The organism is Bacillus sp. sid0103 (assembly GCF_019219025.1).
Genome location: NZ_JAHUWN010000010.1, coordinates 12,637 through 33,374 on the forward strand (window position 1 = coordinate 12,637; position 20,738 = coordinate 33,374).

The 20,738-nt window shown below is 40.5% G+C and carries 17 protein-coding genes; 2 read left to right on the top strand and 15 right to left on the bottom strand.

What is annotated here, in order from left to right:
• Nucleotides 1-26: 26 nt before the first annotated feature.
• From ebgA to KW850_RS12715, 11 genes are all read right to left on the bottom strand, one after another.
• On the bottom strand, nucleotides 27-3,080 hold the full coding sequence (gene ebgA / locus KW850_RS12665) for a beta-galactosidase subunit alpha (protein WP_218347939.1): 3,054 nt from the start codon (nucleotides 3,078-3,080) through the stop codon (nucleotides 27-29).
• Nucleotides 3,081-3,166: 86 nt separating this feature from the next.
• The gene (locus KW850_RS12670) at nucleotides 3,167-4,864 is read right to left on the bottom strand and encodes an amylo-alpha-1,6-glucosidase (RefSeq protein WP_218347940.1); all 1,698 of its coding nucleotides are present in this window, start codon (nucleotides 4,862-4,864) and stop codon (nucleotides 3,167-3,169) included.
• 15 nt (nucleotides 4,865-4,879) lie between these two features.
• Nucleotides 4,880-6,178: an MFS transporter gene (locus KW850_RS12675; RefSeq protein ID WP_218347941.1), complete on the bottom strand. Its 1,299-nt coding sequence runs from the start codon at nucleotides 6,176-6,178 to the stop codon at nucleotides 4,880-4,882.
• A gap of 126 nt (nucleotides 6,179-6,304) precedes the next feature.
• Nucleotides 6,305-7,135 carry a carbohydrate ABC transporter permease gene (locus KW850_RS12680; protein WP_218347942.1) on the bottom strand — a complete coding sequence of 277 codons (831 nt, stop codon included), beginning with the start codon at nucleotides 7,133-7,135 and terminating at the stop codon, nucleotides 6,305-6,307.
• A gap of 36 nt (nucleotides 7,136-7,171) precedes the next feature.
• The gene (locus KW850_RS12685; RefSeq protein ID WP_218347943.1) at nucleotides 7,172-8,119 is read right to left on the bottom strand and encodes a carbohydrate ABC transporter permease; all 948 of its coding nucleotides are present in this window, start codon (nucleotides 8,117-8,119) and stop codon (nucleotides 7,172-7,174) included.
• Nucleotides 8,120-8,140: 21 nt separating this feature from the next.
• The gene (locus tag KW850_RS12690) at nucleotides 8,141-9,421 is read right to left on the bottom strand and encodes an ABC transporter substrate-binding protein (RefSeq protein WP_218347944.1); all 1,281 of its coding nucleotides are present in this window, start codon (nucleotides 9,419-9,421) and stop codon (nucleotides 8,141-8,143) included.
• Between the two features lie 121 nt (nucleotides 9,422-9,542).
• Nucleotides 9,543-10,337 (bottom strand): response regulator transcription factor, encoded by a 795-nt coding sequence (locus tag KW850_RS12695; protein WP_218347945.1) that lies wholly within the window; start codon nucleotides 10,335-10,337, stop codon nucleotides 9,543-9,545.
• Complete coding sequence (locus KW850_RS12700) at nucleotides 10,315-12,075, bottom strand: sensor histidine kinase (RefSeq protein WP_256358227.1); 1,761 nt, start codon at nucleotides 12,073-12,075, stop codon at nucleotides 10,315-10,317. The genes KW850_RS12695 and KW850_RS12700 overlap by 23 nt, the downstream gene beginning before the upstream one ends.
• A gap of 118 nt (nucleotides 12,076-12,193) precedes the next feature.
• Nucleotides 12,194-12,406: a hypothetical protein gene (locus tag KW850_RS12705; RefSeq protein WP_218347946.1), complete on the bottom strand. Its 213-nt coding sequence runs from the start codon at nucleotides 12,404-12,406 to the stop codon at nucleotides 12,194-12,196.
• A gap of 107 nt (nucleotides 12,407-12,513) precedes the next feature.
• Nucleotides 12,514-13,269: an NRDE family protein gene (locus KW850_RS12710; protein ID WP_218347947.1), complete on the bottom strand. Its 756-nt coding sequence runs from the start codon at nucleotides 13,267-13,269 to the stop codon at nucleotides 12,514-12,516.
• Between the two features lie 41 nt (nucleotides 13,270-13,310).
• Nucleotides 13,311-13,844, bottom strand: a complete 534-nt coding sequence (locus tag KW850_RS12715; RefSeq protein ID WP_218347948.1) for a DinB family protein — start codon at nucleotides 13,842-13,844, stop codon at nucleotides 13,311-13,313.
• Nucleotides 13,845-14,056: 212 nt separating this feature from the next.
• Here KW850_RS12715 and KW850_RS12720 point away from each other — a divergent pair, with 212 nt between their 5' ends.
• Complete coding sequence (locus KW850_RS12720; protein WP_218347949.1) at nucleotides 14,057-14,290, top strand: hypothetical protein; 234 nt, start codon at nucleotides 14,057-14,059, stop codon at nucleotides 14,288-14,290.
• A 90-nt stretch (nucleotides 14,291-14,380) separates the two neighbouring features.
• Nucleotides 14,381-14,560: a DUF3934 family protein gene (locus KW850_RS12725; RefSeq protein WP_218347950.1), complete on the top strand. Its 180-nt coding sequence runs from the start codon at nucleotides 14,381-14,383 to the stop codon at nucleotides 14,558-14,560.
• A gap of 178 nt (nucleotides 14,561-14,738) precedes the next feature.
• On the opposite strand, the gene KW850_RS12730 is transcribed toward KW850_RS12725, so the two are convergent.
• The 4 genes from KW850_RS12730 to glpK form a co-directional block, all read right to left on the bottom strand.
• A complete protein-coding gene (locus KW850_RS12730) occupies nucleotides 14,739-15,584 on the bottom strand; it encodes a VOC family protein (RefSeq protein ID WP_218347951.1) in 846 nt (281 codons plus the stop codon).
• A gap of 228 nt (nucleotides 15,585-15,812) precedes the next feature.
• Nucleotides 15,813-17,195, bottom strand: a complete 1,383-nt coding sequence (locus KW850_RS12735) for an L-cystine transporter (protein WP_218347952.1) — start codon at nucleotides 17,193-17,195, stop codon at nucleotides 15,813-15,815.
• Nucleotides 17,196-17,443: 248 nt separating this feature from the next.
• Nucleotides 17,444-19,045, bottom strand: a complete 1,602-nt coding sequence (locus tag KW850_RS12740; protein WP_218348079.1) for a glycerol-3-phosphate dehydrogenase/oxidase — start codon at nucleotides 19,043-19,045, stop codon at nucleotides 17,444-17,446.
• A 192-nt stretch (nucleotides 19,046-19,237) separates the two neighbouring features.
• On the bottom strand, nucleotides 19,238-20,728 hold the full coding sequence (gene glpK, locus KW850_RS12745; protein WP_218347953.1) for a glycerol kinase GlpK: 1,491 nt from the start codon (nucleotides 20,726-20,728) through the stop codon (nucleotides 19,238-19,240).
• Between the last annotated feature and the right edge of the window lie 10 nt (nucleotides 20,729-20,738).

Genomic DNA, 20,738 nt, shown 5'->3' on the forward strand with positions numbered 1-20,738 from the left:
ATTCTTTTACGGACCCACCTTAACACTTAGCATTGTTCTCTTCCAAGCTCTACCGCTGTGGATTTTTCAGCATGGAAGGGAGAAATTCGGAATGATAGGGTAAAGTCTTCGAATTTACAACGATATTTTTCTAGTTGATCCTGTCCGCACGAATTGCTGCCAAGACCATTTTGTTTGTAGTCCATATTTAAGACTATATAGTCCCTCGGCTTCAAATCGACTGTATGCTTGGCATTTTCAAGATCGCTAACTTCATAGTGTGATGCGCTAAAGTTAAAGGTTTCATTCGCGATAAAAATGAGCCCGTTCGCATCATGATCAGTAAAGCTGACCCAGTCACAGTCGGAACGATTGCCATTTTCTTGAGGTTTCACATAATTAGTAAATAGCTCATCAACCGTTTTACTGTAGACACCGAAAGGATTTGCCTGTTTTGAATCTGGATAACTCTCTCCAGGACCTCTTCCTCGCCATTGCGTTTTATTAAAATCATTATTTAACTGTAAGCGCAGACCAAGGCGCGGCACCATAACCGGTGCATTTTCTTTTCTCCCCGATGCAATTCCAACAATTCGGCAAAGAATATCACCATCTGGATAAACCTTATAGTGATAATTAATTTGATAATACCAAGAACTGTTTGTTGTACCATACAATGCATCCGCATGCCATTCAAATACGCCGTCTTTCAATTCGTAGTGGATATCTTCAACGATTTCATGTCCGAGATGCATGAAATATTTTCCTCGATAATCATTAAGCAAGTACATGTCATTGTCAATTGGTGCACGCCAGAAGTTAAACTGCGGGCCCTTTTCAATCTGTATTTTCCCATTCCGAGTTACTTGTTTAAGTGTTCCTTTGACACAATCGAAGGTAATGGTAAAATCATTACCACTTACGTTTAGAAATGCTCCCTCTTTTTTAACCAGGAGTTCGCCATCATCATGCGCTTTAGGTAATTTTGACCTGCCCGTGAGCACAAAGGAAGCGTTCGCTAATTCATGTCCTTTCGCTGCCCAAGATGTATCCTGATTTAGTTTATATGAAAATACCAAATAATAATTGGCTCCGCTTACTTTTTCAATGTCCTGTCCAACTGTCAGCTGAATCTCTGCTGTTTCCCGTCCCGCCATCTTTGGAAGCTCTATATCAAAGGCTTCAATCAATCGGTCATCTTCAAATAACGAACATGTTAAATTCAAATGGTCTAATGATAAAAAATCATATCGATTAATGAGCCGGAAAATGCCCTTCTCGGTATCAATCCATTCTGTTTGAACTGGTTCAATCACTTTTTTATACTCATATAGACTTGGGGACGGTGTACCATCCGGCATGATTAACCCATCGATACAGAAGTTTCCATTCGTCGGGTCATCACCAAAATCGCCGCCATACTGGTAATAAACCGTACCATCCTCTGCCACCGTTTCAATCCCGTGGTCAAACCATTCCCAAACGAATCCACCTTGGAGCTTATCATATTTATAAAATAAGTCTTGATATTCTTTTAAATTTCCAGGTCCATTTCCCATGGCATGGGCATATTCACAGAGAATATGTGGTTTTTTGGACTTTTCAATCACCTGGTCCATAGTTCGTCTTTCCTTATGTTCAAGCCATGTATACATCGTGCTGTATACATCGGTCACCTCTGCATCAAAATCTCCTTCGTAATGAACAAGTCGTGTCGGATCCATTTCCTTTGCACGCTTGGCCATAGCTCGGAAATTATCACCAAATGAAGACTCATTTCCGAGCGACCACATAATAATACAAGGATGGTTTTTATCACGCTCAATCATCCTTTCCAGCCTTGAAACATAAGCCGTTTCCCAGTCTGGATCATTACTGATCCAATCATACTTTCCTGTCAATTCAAACCCATGACATTCTAAATCCGTTTCATCAATCACATACATCCCGTATTGATCACAAAGATCATAAAGGTAATGAGCATTTGGATAATGTGCCGTTCGGATGGCGTTGATATTATTTTGTTTCATTGTCTTAATATCGCGCTCCATTTCCTCTCTCGTCACTACTCGACCTGTCCTCGGGTTGTAGTCATGACGATTCACACCTTTGAACTTAATGGCCACACCATTTACGAGGAAAGTATCATCCTCCATGACAATGGAGCGGAATCCTACATGCTGATGGATTACCTCTATGATTTCTCCATTTTCCTTTACTGTCATATAGAGATCGTATAAATGGGGCTGCTCTGCACTCCATTTTAAGGGTGACACTATATACTTGCTAAAAGGTTCTTCAGCCCTTTTTTCCTCGATAAAAACTTGCTTGCCTTCTGGATCCATTAATTGATAAGTAATATTTTGGTTGCGTTGTTGCGTCAGCACAACTGAAACGGTGAGGGTCGCATCCTTCCACTCCTTATCAAACTCTGTGGTAACCGTAAAGTCATATAGTCCAGAAACTGGTCGGGTATATAGTTCAACATCACGGAAAATTCCGCTTAGCCACCACATATCCTGGTCTTCTAAATACGTTCCATCTGACCACTGAAACACACGGACAGTCATGGTGTTTGTACCTTGTCTGCACAGTTTCGTAACATCAAATTCTGATTGAATCCGAGCACCTTTACTATAACCAGCGAATTCTCCATTAATATACAATTCGAAGGCAGAATCGACTCCATTAAAACGAAGGATTAATTGTTCTCCCTCTAAATTCCGATCTAACTCAAATTCTCGTCGATAAATGCCCGTCGGGTTTTCTGTTGGGACACGCGGTGGAATAATCGGGAAATTGTACCATAGATCAGAATAATGCATTTTCCCGTAACCTTGCATTTGCCAGTTGCCAGGCACAACAATATCGTCCCAATCTTTCGTATCTAAATCGTCATGATAAAAGCCATCTGGCCAATATTCGGGGGCTTCGAGAAAAGTAAATTTCCATATTCCGTTAAGGTTTTGAAAATAGCGGCTATTGACCGCATCATCCGTTTCTGCCGCACCAAATGAAGGATAGCTGTTAAAGTGAGCACGGGCACTCATGCGGTTTATACCATCTGTATGGATGTCTTCCCATCTTTTTAATTTTTTCATCATATAGCCCCTCAATCGTTTAAGTTTTTATTTCAATTCCGGAGGTAACCTAAAATATTTAAAGCTCTAGCTGTTTTATCTATTCTTCAACGCTTCTTCTCTGCAGCAAGAAATTGTCCAAGGATAAGGAATACACTTGAGGTCCAAGTAAATGCTGGGTCCCGAAGTCCAGTCCCAGTTAGTGCATCATAGTTTTCCGCCATACCTGATTTGGTTGCCATTGCACAGAATTTTTCTGCCACCTCGAGAGCTAAATCCATTTTGCCGGATGAAAGCAATCCATCGGCGAGCAGCATAGTGGTTGGTGCCCAAATTGGTCCTCGCCAATATCCATCTTCCCTGTAAAACGGACTATCCGGCATCTCGGTTGCCAGTCCATATTCTGTTAAAAATCCCTTTGTTGTTATATCTTCTACTAGCCTATTTAAGATTTCAGGCGGAAGCCTATTTCCGAGAATCAGAGGGACATATAAAACTAGACTGTTAGATTCAATGACTTCATGTGTACCTGACCGCTTTGCTACAAAGCGTTGTCCGTCCCAAAAATGATCAATTAGCCTATTTAACAATGCTTGAGACTCATCGATCCATTTTTTAGATTCATCATTTTTTCCGAGCTTAAAAGCTATATCCGACAGAACCTCCATTTGCAGCACTAGGAAAGAGGATAGGTCGGGACTTTCAACTGGTGTCCCTTTGTGAAAAATTGTGCTATTATCCCAACCACTGTCATTTCCGTGATTGTATTGCGGAATCCCGTCATGGTCATTGTCCTGAAAAGTCAGCCACCATTTCGTCCATTTTGCAAGCGGCTGGTACACTTCTCGCAGTTTATCCTCTGTAACAAAATCATTTTGTTCCCACATGCACCTTAGTGTCCATCCATGGATGGGCGGTTTGGTAAAATTCCATAACGCAGACCTGTTATTGACGAAGTCAGGCAGCATCCCGGATTCGTCCTGCAAATCAAAAAAGATCATAAATTGGTCCCAAGCGAGGTCAGGGTTATTTTTTGCTAATGCTAAGGCATTAAAGCAGTGATCCCAGCTCCAAATATTTGTCATCCAGTTCTTCGACATATACATCGCATGCCTAGTCAGCATTCCTTCAGGTGGAACAACGCAGGACCAAGTAATATAGGAGGCTTCTTCTTTACCTTTTGCATACATTTCCGGTATCTCAAGGGTATTTTCCAGCCATGACTCATATTCCTTCGCAACATTATTATGTCCTTCTGCAAAAGCTGAGTAGGAACGATCCGTGTAAATGGTCGTAAACTCCTCAAGCACACATTCCATTTCCCCCATGTCCGACTCCGGAAGAAAGTCGACAATAATTTTTTCACAACGTTGTTCAATGAAAGGTGCGTCCACTACGAGGCGTCCCTTTATCGAAGTAAGCATGTACCTCATTTCCTGACGGGAATGGTTAACTTCCCAACGATGCTCCTCCACAGGGACCGCATAATCATAAGCACCAGTAATTCCAGTCAGCCTTACCCCTGTTCCATGACTTCTTATTTGTAAAACGCGGGCTTCTGTTATACATAATTCAGCAAACCCTTCTGCTCCTTCGAGCCGGAGCATACTTGGAGTTAGGACTGCCTGATATGGCAGGGGGTTCCCATCATGAATAAGATCAATCCGGAATACTTCGCCAAACTCATTGTCTCCGTTTCGGATATTGCGAAGGTAAAGTGGACTATCCCCTTCGTCATTGTGATTTGGTGAAATTGTCATAAAAGAACCATAGCGGCTGAAGGGGATTTTTTTTATATCAAACATTAGCTTCACTCTCTTTCAACATTCATTTGTTATACCGTCCTTGGTGTTCACCCGAAATTCTTGATCTGCTTTAAAGAACTTTGGTCTGATTACATAAATAAAATACGCATATCCGAGGAGGAGAAGCAGTCCTGACAAAATAAACGGAAGTGTATAGTTTTTTCCAGCTAGGATTGATCCGACTAAAAATGCAGCTAATGCGGATCCAATGCTTCGGAATACTGCTCTCATCCCGGCATACAAATCTCTTTCCTCATCCTTAAATGATGACATGGATAGACTGTCAACCAGATTGGTCAGAATGGTAAAAACCCCACCTCTAACTAATAACAGCGTAGAAAAGAAATAAGGGTGAATGTTAAAAAATAAAAGAAAACAAAGCAAGATATTCACCATATAAATATAAAGAAAAGTCTTTTTCACCCCGAAGCGGTCAATCAGTGCTGGTGAAAAAACAGAACCAATAAACAGTGCCAGACCATTTAGAGCCAACAGCATCGACACAGCTTCATTTGAGAAATCGAAACGAAACTTAATAAATAAATTCAAGTATGGCTGTAGACAGGATACGGCACCACCAGTAATCAGTGCGAAAACAGCAAAGAACAATAATTTTTTCTGTAAATCACTCGTATGCTTACCTTTAGTCTTAAGGATAGGCTTTCGTTCAGGACCTTTTATTTTCTGATCGTCTTTATCTTCAAGAGCAACTGCTTTCCTTCGCTTCTCACTCGGAAGCAGACCTCCCCTAGCAAAGGCTAATAATAGAAACAATATCGATGTAGCTAGTAATGTATTTTGGTAGCCACTCTCTGATAGCTCAATCCAATTCGGCAAGAAGCCGCCGATTAAGGTTCCCACTCCCGTAAAGGCAGTAAACACTGCGAATAAAAAGCTATATGCTTGGGTTTCTTCCCTTTTCGATCGGCTATAATGGAACAACAACTGTATTTCCGTCGTTTCCACAAGCGTTAGGCCAATCGAAACCACAAATTGAGCCAAAAAAAAGAATGCAAAGCCTTCTGCAAAAGCAAAAATGCTGCATCCAATGGCAATGCTAGTAATCCCTGTTACCAGCAGCTTTTTCCGACCGGTTTTTTTAGCTAAGATACTTACAGGGATTGCAAAGATTCCCATTACTAAAATCCCCATCGATATGACGAGTCCAATTTGCCTTTCTGTCATACCCATTTCAATTAAATGCAGATTCAAGATTAAGGTAAACATTCCAATGCTCAGCCCGTACAGAGATTCAGTGGCCAAAAACCGTTTCACACCAGATGGCAAAGTAAGAAATCTTAATGACTGTATCATAGAGTGTTTCAACCTTTCATTTTTAAAAAATTTCGGAGGAATACACCCCCAGCAATAAAACTAACTAATCAGAAAAGGAGTTTCCCCTCTGATTAGTTCCTGTTTCGTAATCATAAAGATCACTTGTTATCCCTTTACTCCTGACTTAGAAACATCCTCTACAATGTAGCGCTGTGCAGCGAAGAAAAGAATAAGCGGCGGGATGCTGATTAGGAAGGTAATGGCCATGATTCCTTCCATATCTACGCCAAACATTCCTTTGAACTGCGCAAGCCCAAGTGTCAGGGTATATTTGCTCTGGTCATTCAAAAATACGAGCGGTCCTAGGTAGTCGTTCCAACAGTTCAACATGCTGAACACCCCAACTAGAATTAATACCGGCTTCATGAGCGGCAAGTAAATTTTGTAAAAAATTTGAAAAGTGTTTGCACCATCTATTTTTGCTGCTTCATCTAACTCTTTTGGTATCCCCATGATAAATTGGCGCATCAAGAAGATATAAAATGGTGCACCGAACCAGGCAGGTACAATTAACGGTTTCAGTGTATTAATCCAGCCTAAGAAATTAAATTCCATATATAAAGGGATCATTGTCACTTCCCACGGAATCATCATTGTGGCAAGAAGTACCATAAACAAGAAATCTCTTCCCTTAAAAGTAAACCTAGCAAACCCATAGGCGACCAGCGAAGAGGAAACAATTTGACCAAGTGTTGCCAAGATTGTCACCGTGAGTGAATTAGTTAGAAATTGTGTGAATGGCTGAGAAACCCACGCTTCCTTAAAATTCTCAAAGTGCAGACTGGAAGGAATCCACTTTGGCGGGAACAGATAGAGTTCTTCTGGTGATTTTAACGAAGTCGTCACCATCCAAAATAAAGGCGCCAAAAATAACAGCGAGAAAAAGATTAAAAGACCGTATATTAAGGTTTTTTCAACCCTGTTTTTCATTTTCATAGTAAAACCCCTCGTATCAATTGATTGGCTGCAATTTTATTTCTTCTTCTTCACTTCTCCTTCGTAGTAGACCCAGGCTGACGAGGATTTAAACACTAGCATCGTTAAACCTAAGACAATCAAAAACATAAACCACGCATTTGCGGAGGAATAGCCCATCTTAAAATATTTAAAGGCATTTTCATAAACATACATTGCGTAAAAATATGTTGAATTGAGCGGTCCTCCGCCGGTTAATAGCAGGGCTAACGTCAATTGTTGGAAAGCCGCGATAATTGTTGTGATGACATTAAATAAAATCGTTGGTGTTAAAAGCGGCAAAGTGATTTTGAAAAACTGAGTTATTTTATTAGCTCCATCGATCGATGCTGCTTCATAAAGTTCAGCCGAAATTCCTTTTAAACCAGCCAAGAAGATTAACATCATTGTCCCTTGACCCCAAAGGCTGGCAATCACCATCGCGATAAGCGCCCAGCCGGTCTCATTCAGCCAGTTAGGACCTGTGATGTCGACCAAGGAAAGAAAGTAATTAAGAATACCGTATTCACCGTTGAAAACCCAAGCCCAGATCATCGCAAGGGCTACGCCGGAAATGACTGATGGAAGGTAGAAAAAAGTCCGGAAAAAGGAGTGTCCCTTTACGTTTTGATTCAATAAAATAGCTAAAACTAGGGCTACAATGATATTTAAAGGAACGAACAATGCGGCGAATTTCACCGTCACCCATAAGGATTTCCAAAACAGTGGATCATCTGTAAACATGGTCTTGTAGTTATCAAGGCCAATAAATGTTGCCTCACCGACAACCGGCCAATCATAAAAGCTGATAAATAGTGAATATAGTAATGGTCCGAGCGTGAAAGCAAGAAACCCGATCACCCATGGGGAGATAAAAAGAAGGGGGACAATCTTGTCCCACTTTATTTTCTTTTTCTTATTTATTTCCACATAAGGCGTTGAAGAGGCAGGTATAGATTTCATCATGAACACCTCATTTATTTAGTCTTACTTTTTGATGTATTTCGCAGAGTCCTGAACTGCTTTATTTAGTAGTTTCTCGGCATCCTGCCCAAGCATAGCCGCATTTACAGCAGCAGACAAGTTACGGTTAATTTCATTCCAATTGTTGTTTAAAAGAAATGCTGGTGTATCATCCGATCGTTCAAGCATTTTATAGAACGGGCTTAATAACGGATCCTGTTCCATATTCCTAGCTTTTACAACACTGATTCGAACTGGTAAATCGGCCGTACGCATGTTAATTGCTTCAGGTGAGGAATAAAACTTCACAAATTTATAAGCAAGATCTTTATGCTTAGAATCCTTTGCTACCGAAACGGCAGATGAAGCAATGACTCCTTTTGTGGGCTTTTCGCCAAATGAAGGAACTTCAACCGTACCGAAATTAATTTTAGCTTCTTTAAATCCTGCTAAAGGCCAAATACCACTTTCCCACATTGCAATTTTTCCTGCCTTGAAAATATCATCACCGCTTTGTTGGTTTTTCCCACCAACCAGAACAGCGCTTTTATCCTTAAGAAGGTTACTTAAAAGTTGGATTGATTCAATTGTTTCAGGACTGTTCATATAGCCCTTAACTTCTTTCCCGTCTTTACTGATGAAGCTGCCGCCATTGCTCCAAACCAATCCTTGGAGATCATACGTATCTGGCTCTGGCACTATCCCAAAACCGTATTGCTTTTTGCTTGGGTCTGATAATTTTTTGGAAATCTCTTTAAAATCTTCCCAAGACCAGCCATCCTTTGGATAAGGGACGTTTGCTGCATCAAATAAATCTTTGTTGTAATACATAACCCGTGTTGTAAATCCAGCAGGCATTCCATAAATTTTCCCATTCATGCTGGAATAATTGAATAATCCTTGGTAAAAATCATCCATATCCATTTCTGAATCGCCTTCGATGTACTGGTCAAGCGGCTCGAGTGACTCATAATATGCTGGAAAATTCCACATATACATCATATCCGGTGGATTTTTTGCTCCAAAGGAAGCAGCCAGCTTCTGATCAAATCCATCACCATAAGCTTCCACTTGAACTTTTACACCGGGATTCTTTTCTTCAAATTTTTTGGCGATATCCTGTTGAATTTTCAGTGCCTCACCGGAGTCCCATGTAGCAAAGCGAAGTGTAACATTTCCTTTACCATCCTTCTCTTCTCCAGTTCCTCCAGAAGTATTTTCTCCTGAACTGCTGTTCGAACATGCTGCCAAGGAGAAGACGCTAACTAATAATAAAATCATTGCCAGGATGCTGATTTTCCTCATTCTGAATTTCCCCCTCTTTAGATAAAAAATTAACCGCCTTCATTGTACTTCTAATGAAAGCGGTCTCACACTGAAATTCATCTTAAATTGTTAGTAATAATGTTTTAATTTTCTGTGAAGATTACGTGATAGGGGTAAAATTGTCCGGATTGATTCGCCTTTTTGTTAGACGATAGTCAGATGGTGTGTATCCCGTACATTTTTTAAACCATTTGCTAAAATATTTCCCGTCTTGCACCCCAACTTTCTCTCCTATTTCCTGTAAAGTAAGAGAAGTGGTTTCAAGTAATTCACTAGCAGCATTGATCTTTAACTTTTCTGTGAATGTATGGAAGCTTTCTCCTACTGACTTACTAAAAAGGGTACTAAAATGGCTCCTGCTAAGGCCAACCTCATAAGCAACCTCCACCGAAGAGTAAGATTTTGATAAGTCTTTCGTGATCAGCTGAACAGCTTTTTGAATTGGTTCCGGCCAATTTTCATTAACCCCTATTAGTAAGACTTCTGGTTCATTCGAGTCTTGTTTTTTACTTTCTAATTTTTGAATTTCATTAGAAAATTGATTTAGGTATTCTTCAAATTCATCATCTTGAAAAGCGGTTTTTAAGATATAACCTGAAGCACCCACTTTAATACCTTCCTGGGCATATTCGAAATCCCGATGGCAGCTTAAAAGCAGGATTTTTGTATCAGGAGCTGCTTGTTTAATTTTTCGGGCCAAGTCAATGCCGTTTAGTTCTGGCATAACAATATCTGTAATGACTACCTCAGGTGAGTGTTCAAGAAACACTTCCCATCCTTTTTGGCCGTTAGACGCATCCGCTACCACTTCCATATTGTATTTCTGCCAGTTTACCGTTGCCATTAACCCTTTTCGGACGATGTATTCATCATCAACTACTATGACTTTGATCATTGGTCATCCTCCTTTTTGGCCAGTGCATTTTGATTGTTGTTCCCTGCTTTAGTTTAGATTCGATTATAAGTCCATATTGATTTCCAAAATGAAGTTTCAGCCGTTGATCGACATTATACACGCCTATTCCCCTTGATTTGTCATTCGGCAAATCGGTATTAAGTAAGTCTAGAGCCGTTTGTTCACTCATTCCTTTTCCGTTATCGCTCAAGGTAAGCTCGAGATAGTCTAATCTATCCTCAATGGTTAATTCAATGACTCCCTTTCCATCTTCAAAGGCATGAAAAAATATATTTTCAAATAATGGCTGGAGGGACAGGCGGGGGATTAAATAATCGGTGCAATCAGCACTGACCTGTTCATGATAGTCAAACATATGCCCAAAACGAATTTCCTGCACTTTCAAATAATGCCTTATCGTATCGAGTTCTTTTTTTAACGAAATTAACTCATCAGAAAAATTGAGATTTTCATGGAGAACTTCCGTCAGATGGTAGATCATTTGCTGAACTTCCTTAGCGTTACTAAGCCTTGCCTTCCATTGAATGGAGTTAAGCGTATTAAACAACAAATGAGGATTGATTTGATAATGAAAGGCCCTTAACTCTGCTTTCCTTTTTAAGCGTTCAGTCTCACCGATTTCATCAATTAATTCCTTAATTTGCTGGACCATCAGATTAAAGCTGATCGTTAATTTCCCAATTTCATCATTTTCTTTTACAGGAATCTGAGTCTGCAGCTCACCAACACTTACTAGTTCCATTGATTTCTTCAACTTTCTGATTCGTTTTGCAAGCGGTGCAGAAAAGACCATCGCTAGTATGATAGCCAGGATAATTAAAAAGAAAATACCCAGCATAGTATAGTTAAAGATAACATCCGAAGATTGGTAAAATAGTTTTTCAGGGACTCGGACTTCAATTTTCCAGCCAAAGGCATTAATATTTTTCACCCTGACAACGTCACTGGAAAGTCTCTCCCTATTTTCCTTTGTTCGGTAAAGGACCTTATTCTTTTCATTATAAATGGTTATAAAGGCGTGGACATCTCTTTCAAGATACGTAATATATGAAAAAAGCTCCTCGGCATTCGTCTCTATCAGCAGCTTGCTTCCCTTTAAAATTCCATATTGGCTCTGGATCGGCAATACAAGCCCAATCATTTGTTCAGGGGCTTTGCTGCTATCATAATGATTAGCTTTATAAAATCCAATCCAGCGATCCCCTTGTTTTATTTTGCTTGCTTCCTTCCAAAAGGGCATTTGAAACAGTTTTTGAGAATTGAGATGATTTCCCCCATAATAATATCCGGAGTTTGTTATTAGGTAGATTCCTTTCGTATTAAAAGTTTTATGGGCTTCAAGGAACCTCTCAAAATTCTTTTTCTCTATGAATCCTTCATAAGTCCTTGGAATCTCTTCTTTAATGACTATTAAGGTAGGGTCGGATAAATATTGATGTATATCGTTTGAGACGACAAACATCTGATTAATCGTATTTTCTAATTGCTTTTCAAGCTGTGAAACAGCAAAGTTTTCATAATCATTAAATTGTTTATTTACAATCGTGGTAGATTTTTGATAGGAGAGATAACCGAATAATAGAAGAGGAATCAGTGCCACCACGATGAAAAACAGCATCAACTTAGTGCGAAAACTGCCATACAATTGATTTTTAAGTTTTGTGGTTATATTTTTAATAACGTCGATCATCCTATTCAAACCTAGTTGTTTTCGCATAATTTCACAGTCTCCATAACAGCAAGTCTCTTCCTTGTATTACTCGTAATCGTTTTCATAAAATCACCCTAATCATAAACCAGAGTTGTTATAATTTCCATAGACAACTCCAGTGTTTTTAGTTGGTAGTTACGACCACTTTTATGAAAAAGGCCCTGTTAAATTGGCATGTTGATTTCCGCTCCAGGCGCTTCGCTTTCCGCGGGCGGTTCGGTGAGCATCCTCGTCGCTGCGCTCCTGCGGGGTCTCCCCTGTCCCGTACTCCCGCTGGAGTCTCGCTGTATCCGCGTCCAATCAACATGGCTAAAATTTTAACAATAACCTTTAACACTGCCTTTTCATACGAAAAACAACAATTAATGCGAAAACTGCCAAAATAAAAAATGAAGCATCAAGGAGAGACTGCATTCCTTGACCCTTCATTTGGATCACAAAGTTCTATAATTCAATCTTATATTGTTGTTCACTTATGCCATCCTTAGAGAAGACTCGTTCTACGTATTGAATTTCTTTGTCGGACATCAACAGGACTGTTGAGCTCCTTGTCCCGTAATTTTCACTTTTTATAAACAACGGAGAGAGCCTTCTTTCCCACTCTAAAGAAACACCTGTCTTCGGAAGGAGTTCGTCCGGAGCTTGGTCTGCATCTTGAAGGACGCAAAGAAGCCTCACTACAAGTTCATCCTGTTCCCCATTAATGATTGTGGACATGCCTTTCTTACCTCTTTGGACCTTTGGCCACTCGGTATTTAATAAATGATTGCTGACCCCATAAATTCCTGGCTCGATCTTTTGAAGTTCTTGTCCTTTATTGGAATAATAGTAAAGTTCTTTCCGATCCCCCGCCAATAAGTTATAACCGGGATATAGATCCTTACGTTCTTCAAGATTTTTCAGATAATCCTTCACATTTCCTTTATATTTCAGCGCATCGGCCACCAATTCCCCCCGTGACCGCTTTCCAGCTGCTACTTCCTCGGGGTCGCGATAGTTGGTTAACGCCACAAACCGTCCCGTTGTAGTAACCCCCATCCAAGTGCCCATTTTTTCTAAATCCCTTCCGGCAAGGATGTCAGGAATGTCTTCCCAATAATGTGCCGGGGCAGTTGGCCTCCCGTAAAATTCATCTCGGTTTGCCGCCACAATTAGTTTGAAAACTGGATGGACTTGATACGCAAATAGGATTAAACACATGAAAAATCACAGCCTTAATAAAATTTTATCCATGGCTTTTTTCACCGATTCCGATTACTCAGCATTTTTTTGATCAAGCGAATTTGGCCTCTATGACTCAGTTCATCTTCGAACACATGAAACCATTTAAAGAAATTATTTGCAGGACGCTCCCACCAAAATGGGGCTTGTTCATATAACCAGTTATCCGGAAGTGTTTTAAACGTTTCGATTGTGGTGTTCCTCGTTTCGGCTAATTGCTCCAAGTAATAATCAATTGTATTTCCTTTAATTTGTTCTCGCCCGAGGTTTCCCAAATCTAATCCGGGAAGTAACTTACTCAACTCTTTCTCAGTGAGATCACGGTTCTCAAACGTTTCTATCTGATACGCCTTCTCGACCGCAGCCAAATGGGCTAATAACATTCCAATTGAATTTGCTTCCTCATCATAAAGGAAGTCTAGTTCTTCCACAGTTAGGGCCTTTACGGCTTCAATTGTCGTGTACCTCGTATAATTCATCATCGAAACCAATTTACTGAATTCCAAGCCCAAACCGTCTTTTTGATCAATTACATATAATGTATCCAAATTCATTTAATTACCTCCATCTGGAAAAATAATGCATCCATTCTTATTCGCCATCTTCCTCGTAATCCCTTTTAACCTAGTTGAATCCTTTCATGTTTCCCGGCCTAAGAATGAAGGTTCAAATTGCTAATAAGAAAATAACCCTATTGCTGATGTTTAATCGCAACTTTGGAAATGATAATACCTATGACCGAATTTATTTGGAGGTGTTGTTTTCCATGTCAGAATTAGAACCCCTAGAATACGAAACAGGGACAGCTATTCGCGAATATGACGTTATTAAAATTACCCAAACGGCCACAGGGTACGAAGTGCTGCTTGATATCGAATTAGATAGCGGCTATTCCTTAGCGAGAACAAAGTTAGAAGTCACCCATGAGGACTTATTAGGATATGAGACGAACGAAATCGAAGAAGGAATTAAATATGCCTTGGGGTTTTTCAATCATTAACGAACTAATATTTCAGGGCAAATCACCATGAACTGTGTTAAACTAACCAACGACGGTTAGATGTACGTACATTAATTATGGAGTGGTTAAATGAGTAGTGCGAAAGGGAAAGGCGGAACCGGCAGAGGAACAGGCAAAAAGGGCTGGACTCGTTGGCAAGCTGGAGTAAAAAAAGCAAAAAGCGCCAAACCGTATGTCAGCAAAGGTGTGAAAAGATCCACTGACGAAAAAAACACAAGTGCTAATAAAGGTAACACATCCGAAAAATAGTTACAATAAAAGGACTTGGGAGAACTTTATATCCCCAAGTCTTTATTTTAGCGGACAAAGGGTGTCAGGCACCGCCCGTGGACAAATGTCCACGAGTGGTGCCTGACACCCTTTCTTTGACACCCTTTCTTTGACACCCTATCTTTGACACCCTATCTTACGATTCTCCCGCATGCATTTAAATCACTAAGCGGATTTGATTTCCTGAAGGATCTTCTGTTACAAAGAAATCTGCTTCCTTTGTTATCTGCGCCCCGATTTGCTTGAGTTGGTTAATAGCTTTGTCTCTTGCAGCTTGATTAGGGAAAACGAGTGAATACCAATTTAATCCAACACTGTTTTTCGGTAGGGTGGCTGCACCCTGCCCCTGCCAAGTATTGATGGCAATATGGTGATGATATCGCCCGGATGAAAGGAAAGCTGCTTGTGGATAGTAACTTACAACCTCCAAACCAAGCCCTTTCGTGTAAAATTCTTCTGCTTTTTTCAAATCTGCTACATGAAGGTGAATGTGGCCCATAATCGTGCCAACTGGCAAACCGGTCCATTCTGCATCACTTTCTGCGATAATTCCATTTCCGTCAAGCTCTTCTGTCGCCATTTCTACTAAACCATTGTTCCATTTCCATTCAGAAGAAGGGCGGTCCCGATACACTTCAATTCCATTGCCGTCTGGATCATTAAGGTATAACGCTTCACTTACATAATGATCTGCAGCACCGAGTGGGTATCCTGTTTGAATAATGTGCCGTAAAAAGACTGATAGATCCGCTCGTGAAGGAAGCAAGATGGCAAAATGATACAGACCTGACGTACGTCCTGTTTTCGCCACCACATCTTTTGGCTGCTCAAGCGTTAATAATGGGGTTTTTCCGTCTGTTGTTAAAACCGCTTGACGTTCTGATTTCTCCAATACTTGAAAACCCATGATATTTTGATAAAAGGTTAACGAATATTCTAGGTCTTTTACTTTAATATTGACCTCACCGACATAAATGTTTGGAGCTTGATGAAATTTATCCATTTTCTCCTCATCCTTTCGTCATCTATTCTTTAAATGTTCTTATTTTTAATATGGTTAGTTTACGCATCATTAATCCGAATACTATTTCCTACGAATACAGTGTACCTCGATTTTATCTTGAATTCAAGTATTTCAAATTCAAAATATATAGCATACCTGCCTATTTTTTATTTGTGAACAAAAAAAGGACTCTTCCGCGATGCGAAAAAGCCCTTGTTTCTAGTTTTTTTATGCTTCAACAATGTCTGGCTGTTTGTAGACTTCGTTTTCAAATTCTCCTGTTACTTTACTGGTTAATATGCCTGATGTCATTGCTCCGCTAACGTTTAAAGCTGTACGTCCCATGTCAATAAGAGGCTCCACAGAAATAAGCAAACCAACGATTGCAATTGGAAGATTCATAACTGATAAAACGATCAACGCAGCGAAAGTTGCGCCGCCACCTACACCTGCAACACCAAAGGAGCTAATCGCAACCACTAGAATGAGTGTTAAGATAAAGGATATGCTCGTTGGATCGACACCTGCGGCTGGGGCCACCATCACCGCTAACATCGCTGGATAAACACCTGCACATCCGTTTTGACCAATGGTAAGTCCAAATGACCCTGCAAAGTTTGCGATTCCTTCTGATACACCAAAGTCTTTGGTTTGGGTTTTAATTGTCATTGGCAATGTACCCGCACTTGTCCTTGAGGTGAAGGCAAAGGTCAAGGTTGGCAGCCCTTTTTTCACATAATTTACAGGACTTAGTTTTGCAAAGGATAATAGTAATAAATGGACGATGAACACTAGAATGAGTGCCACATAGGAGGCAATCACAAACTTACCTAATTTCGCAATCGCGGCATAATCACTTGTTGCCGTAACCCTGGTTATGATCGCAAGAATTCCATATGGCGTTAAACGTAGAATAAGTGTGACTACCCTCATAACAACTGAGTAGAAAGTATCAATAATCTTTGCAAAAAATTCCCCTTGCTCCGGGTCCTTTCGTTTGACCCCCAGGTAAGCAATCCCGATAAACACAGCAAAAATAACAACTGCAATCGTCGATGTCGCGCGCGCTCCGGTTAAATCCTGGAATGGATTGCTTGGGATTAACTCAATTATTTGTTGAGGGAGTGTCATATTTTCTACCCCTGCAACTCTTTCCTCTAACTGGGCATTACGCGCAGCTTCTGCTTCTCCTTCGGTTAACTGAACCCCATCAAGGCCAAACCCTAATGCAGAGCCGATGCCAATCGCTGCAGAAATGGCCGTCGTTGCAAGCAGGATCCCAATGACAAGGAAACTAATTTTCCCTATATTTTTTGTTAACTTCAATTTTGTAAAGGCCCCGACAATGGAAACAAAAATGAGCGGCATAACCACCATTTGTAATAGTTTCACATAGCCATTTCCGACAATGTTAAACCAATCGATCGAACCTGTTGTTACTTCATGTGTGGTGCCATAAATTAGATGAATAATAAAACCAAAAATAATACCTAAACCCAATGCACTAAAAACACGCTTGGAAAAAGAAACATGCTTCTTTTGCATTGTAAATAATCCAAACATGAGTAATAGCAGCACAGCAACATTCACGATGATAAGAATGAAATTCATGATTTTCCCCTCCTTCAATTTTGGAAAAATTGCAATCCAAATATTCCGATGAATTAAGTCGGAATTATGGTCGTCACCATATACCTGCCAAACTTTATTTACAATCAAACGTTTGATATGGTAAATAATATGACATGACTATTCTTTATATTCCAAGCCCATCACTTATTCAATCAAACGTTTGATTAGTTTTTCAATCCTCCAAAAATTAGGTTAACATTGGGAATGCACTGCGAGAATAACTCACATCATTCATTCGGAATCGGATGGATCGCATCCGTTAAGGCTGTTTCTAATTCTTCCTTGAATCGGGTCTTCTCCTCCACCGTCCATCCAAGCGCATCTTCCATATAGTTGATAATGGCATCTTTCCATTCTTCTACCCAGTGAATATCAAAAAATAAAGCTCCCGTTCGGCGGATAAAAAAGTCGACTGGTTTTACTGTCATTTCTTCCTCTAAGGAATAAACGATTTGAACATACACCTCTAGCGGCAAGCCAAATTTGTTAGTCGGGTCATACTTATTGGCCATTTCAAAAATACGATTGATATTGGAGCCGTAGCGATGGACTAATTTTCGATATTGTTCCTTTGAAAATCCTCTTAATCCTCCATCTTTTTCCTTTTTTTCAATAAAGGAAGCGAAGTTACGAGCCCCATCAACATGACCACCGGATATGGGTAAATGCTTGGTTTGGCATGCTTGAAAATGGCCGCTCTGTTTAGCGATCAAGTCCACCACCATTTCCGCCATTTTTCTGTATCCCGTCAGCTTCCCGCCTGCGATTGTAACCAGCCCAGTATTTGAGACCCAGATTTCATCTTTTCGCGATATTTCTGAGGGATCCTTGCCTTCTTCATAAATAAGCGGTCTTACCCCTGCCCAGCTGGATTCAATATCCTCTGCCTTAATGGAAACGGTTGGAAACATATAATGAATGGCATTAAGAATGTAATCTCTGTCAGCGTCCGTCATTTTTGGATGAATCGGATCGTTGCCATAATAGGTGTCTGTTGTCCCTACATACGTTTTCCCATCCCTTGGAATGGCAAAAACCATGCGGCCATCAGCTGTATCAAAATACACGGCCTGCTTTAAGGGAAATCTCGACTGATCTATTACCAAATGGACCCCTTTTGTTAGCCGCAGTTTTTTTCCAGCTAACGACTGATCTTTGTCGCGGAGGGAATCAACCCAAGGGCCAGTGGCATTAATGATATGCTTCGCATAAATATCATAAACCGTCCCAGCTAATAGATTCACAACTTTAGCACCGGTTACCTTACCATCTTGATAAATAAACTCGATTACTTTTGAATAATTTACTGCCTTGGCACCATGCGCCACCGCTTCTTTTATGACTTCGATGGTTAACCGGGCGTCATCAGTACGATATTCCACATAATAACCGCCGCCTTTTAATCCCTCTTGTTTAATAAGCGGCTCTTTTTGAATGGTTTCTTCAAAAGTAAATATTTTTCTTCGCTCACTTTTTTTTACGCCTGCTAAGAAGTCATAGATTCGCAGTCCAATTGATGTACTCATTTTCCCAAACGTTCCACCCTTATGCATAGGCAGGAGCATCCATTCAGGTGTCGTTACATGCGGGCCATTTTCATATACAATCGCTCGTTCCTTCCCTACTTCCGCAACCATCTTCACTTCGAATTGTTTTAAATACCTGAGACCGCCATGAACAAGTTTTGTTGAACGGCTTGAAGTTCCAGCGGCAAAATCTTGCATTTCAACTAGTGCCGTTTTCATGCCTCTTGTGATGGCATCGAATGCAATTCCAGCGCCTGTAATTCCACCACCGATGACAAGCACATCCCATTCTTCTCTTGCCATTTCCTTTAAGATTGTGTTTCGATTCAAACTCGAAAATTTTAATATTTCCACAATGGTTACCTCCAATAGGAATGAAAAAGAGACCACAACAAAGACAATGGTTAAAAATCCAATGCTTTGTTGTGGTCTCCCTAATCTTCCTGGCGAAATATTCGAAATATTAATTTAAGTTTAGTATATCATTCCATTCCATCATTTAAAAGCCCTAGCTGCGTTTACAGCCTTTTTCCATCCTGAATATAGATTGTTTCGATCCTCTTCAGCCATATTTGGTTTGAATGCCTCATCCATATGCCATTGAGCAGCAATTTCTTCTTGGCTTGCCCAATAACCTACTGCTAATCCTGCTAAATAAGCGGCACCTAAGGCGGTTGTTTCCCTAATTTCTGGGCGTTCAACTGGTACATCCAACATATCGCTTTGGAATTGCATTAAGAAGTTATTAGCAACAGCGCCGCCGTCTACACGCAGAGCTTTTAGTGAGATCCCTGAATCTGCTTCCATTGACGTTAATACATCTTTTGTTTGATACGCAAGCGATTCTAACGTTGCGCGAACAAAGTGTTCTTTCGTTGTGCCACGTGTTAAGCCGAAGACCGAACCACGTACATCACTATCCCAATAAGGGGTTCCTAACCCCACGAATGCTGGAACTACATATACACCATCGGTAGATGTTACACTCGTAGCAAATTTCTCACTCTCTTCAGCACTTCTAAACATACGGAGCCCATCACGGAGCCATTGGATAGCAGAACCGGCAACAAAGATACTTCCTTCTAATGCATATTCTACTTTTCCGTTAATACCCCAAGCTATGGTCGTTAACAACCCGTTCGCTGATTTTACTGCTTGTTCGCCGGTATTCATAAGCATAAAGCATCCGGTCCCATACGTATTTTTCGCCATTCCTTTTTCATAACAGGCCTGACCGAATAATGCCGCTTGTTGGTCTCCTGCAATGCCGGCAATTGGCACATTAGCGCCGGAGAAAGGGGAATCAATTGTTTTGGCGTATATTTCTGAAGATGGGCGTACTTCCGGAAGCATCGAAGCAGGAACTGAAAGAATTTCTAATAACTCCTCATCCCATTTAAGGTCATGAATATTGTACATCAATGTTCTCGATGCATTGGAGTAATCTGTCACATGGGCCTTTCCACCCGATAACTTCCATATAAGCCAAGTATCAATCGTGCCAAATAGCAGCTCTCCACGCTCTGCTTTTTCTCTTGCGCCTTCTACATGATCAAGAATCCATTTTACTTTTGTGCCAGAGAAATAAGCATCAAGTAACAGGCCAGTTTTATCTCTGAATAATGGGTCATATCCTTTTGCTTTTAATTCTTCACAAATCTCTGCCGTTTGCCGGGATTGCCAAACAATCGCATGATAGACCGGCTGCCCTGTTTCTTTATCCCAGACGACTGCTGTTTCCCGCTGGTTAGTAATACCGATTCCAGCCACTTGTTCTGGTTTTACGTTCGCCTCAGCCAAACAGGAAGCCATTACGGCTATGACTGAACCCCAAATTTCATTGGCATTATGCTCTACCCAACCCGGTTGCGGGAAGTACTGCTGGAACTCCTGCTGAGCAACATGAACAATCTTTCCTTCTTTATTAAAAAGAATCGCACGTGAACTTGTTGTCCCTTGATCTAGAGATAAAATGTATTTTTCCATATATGAACTC

Bases quoted from the DNA above. Each gene is read 5' to 3' on its own strand.
- KW850_RS12700 (WP_256358227.1), bottom strand. From the start codon at position 12,075: ATGCGAAAACAACTAGGTTTGAATAGGATGATCGACGTTATTAAAAAT.
- KW850_RS12710 (WP_218347947.1), bottom strand. From the start codon at position 13,269: ATGTGTTTAATCCTATTTGCGTATCAAGTCCATCCAGTTTTCAAACTA.
- KW850_RS12675 (WP_218347941.1), bottom strand. From the start codon at position 6,178: ATGATACAGTCATTAAGATTTCTTACTTTGCCATCTGGTGTGAAACGG.
- KW850_RS12685 (WP_218347943.1), bottom strand. From the start codon at position 8,119: ATGATGAAATCTATACCTGCCTCTTCAACGCCTTATGTGGAAATAAAT.
- KW850_RS12735 (WP_218347952.1), bottom strand. From the start codon at position 17,195: ATGAATTTCATTCTTATCATCGTGAATGTTGCTGTGCTGCTATTACTC.
- KW850_RS12680 (WP_218347942.1), bottom strand. From the start codon at position 7,135: ATGAAAATGAAAAACAGGGTTGAAAAAACCTTAATATACGGTCTTTTA.
- KW850_RS12715 (WP_218347948.1), bottom strand. From the start codon at position 13,844: ATGAATTTGGATACATTATATGTAATTGATCAAAAAGACGGTTTGGGC.
- KW850_RS12720 (WP_218347949.1), top strand. From the start codon at position 14,057: ATGTCAGAATTAGAACCCCTAGAATACGAAACAGGGACAGCTATTCGC.
- KW850_RS12725 (WP_218347950.1), top strand. From the start codon at position 14,381: ATGAGTAGTGCGAAAGGGAAAGGCGGAACCGGCAGAGGAACAGGCAAA.
- glpK (WP_218347953.1), bottom strand. From the start codon at position 20,728: ATGGAAAAATACATTTTATCTCTAGATCAAGGGACAACAAGTTCACGT.
- KW850_RS12740 (WP_218348079.1), bottom strand. From the start codon at position 19,045: ATGGCAAGAGAAGAATGGGATGTGCTTGTCATCGGTGGTGGAATTACA.
- KW850_RS12730 (WP_218347951.1), bottom strand. From the start codon at position 15,584: ATGGATAAATTTCATCAAGCTCCAAACATTTATGTCGGTGAGGTCAAT.
- KW850_RS12695 (WP_218347945.1), bottom strand. From the start codon at position 10,337: ATGATCAAAGTCATAGTAGTTGATGATGAATACATCGTCCGAAAAGGG.
- KW850_RS12670 (WP_218347940.1), bottom strand. From the start codon at position 4,864: ATGTTTGATATAAAAAAAATCCCCTTCAGCCGCTATGGTTCTTTTATG.
- KW850_RS12690 (WP_218347944.1), bottom strand. From the start codon at position 9,421: ATGAGGAAAATCAGCATCCTGGCAATGATTTTATTATTAGTTAGCGTC.
- ebgA (WP_218347939.1), bottom strand. From the start codon at position 3,080: ATGAAAAAATTAAAAAGATGGGAAGACATCCATACAGATGGTATAAAC.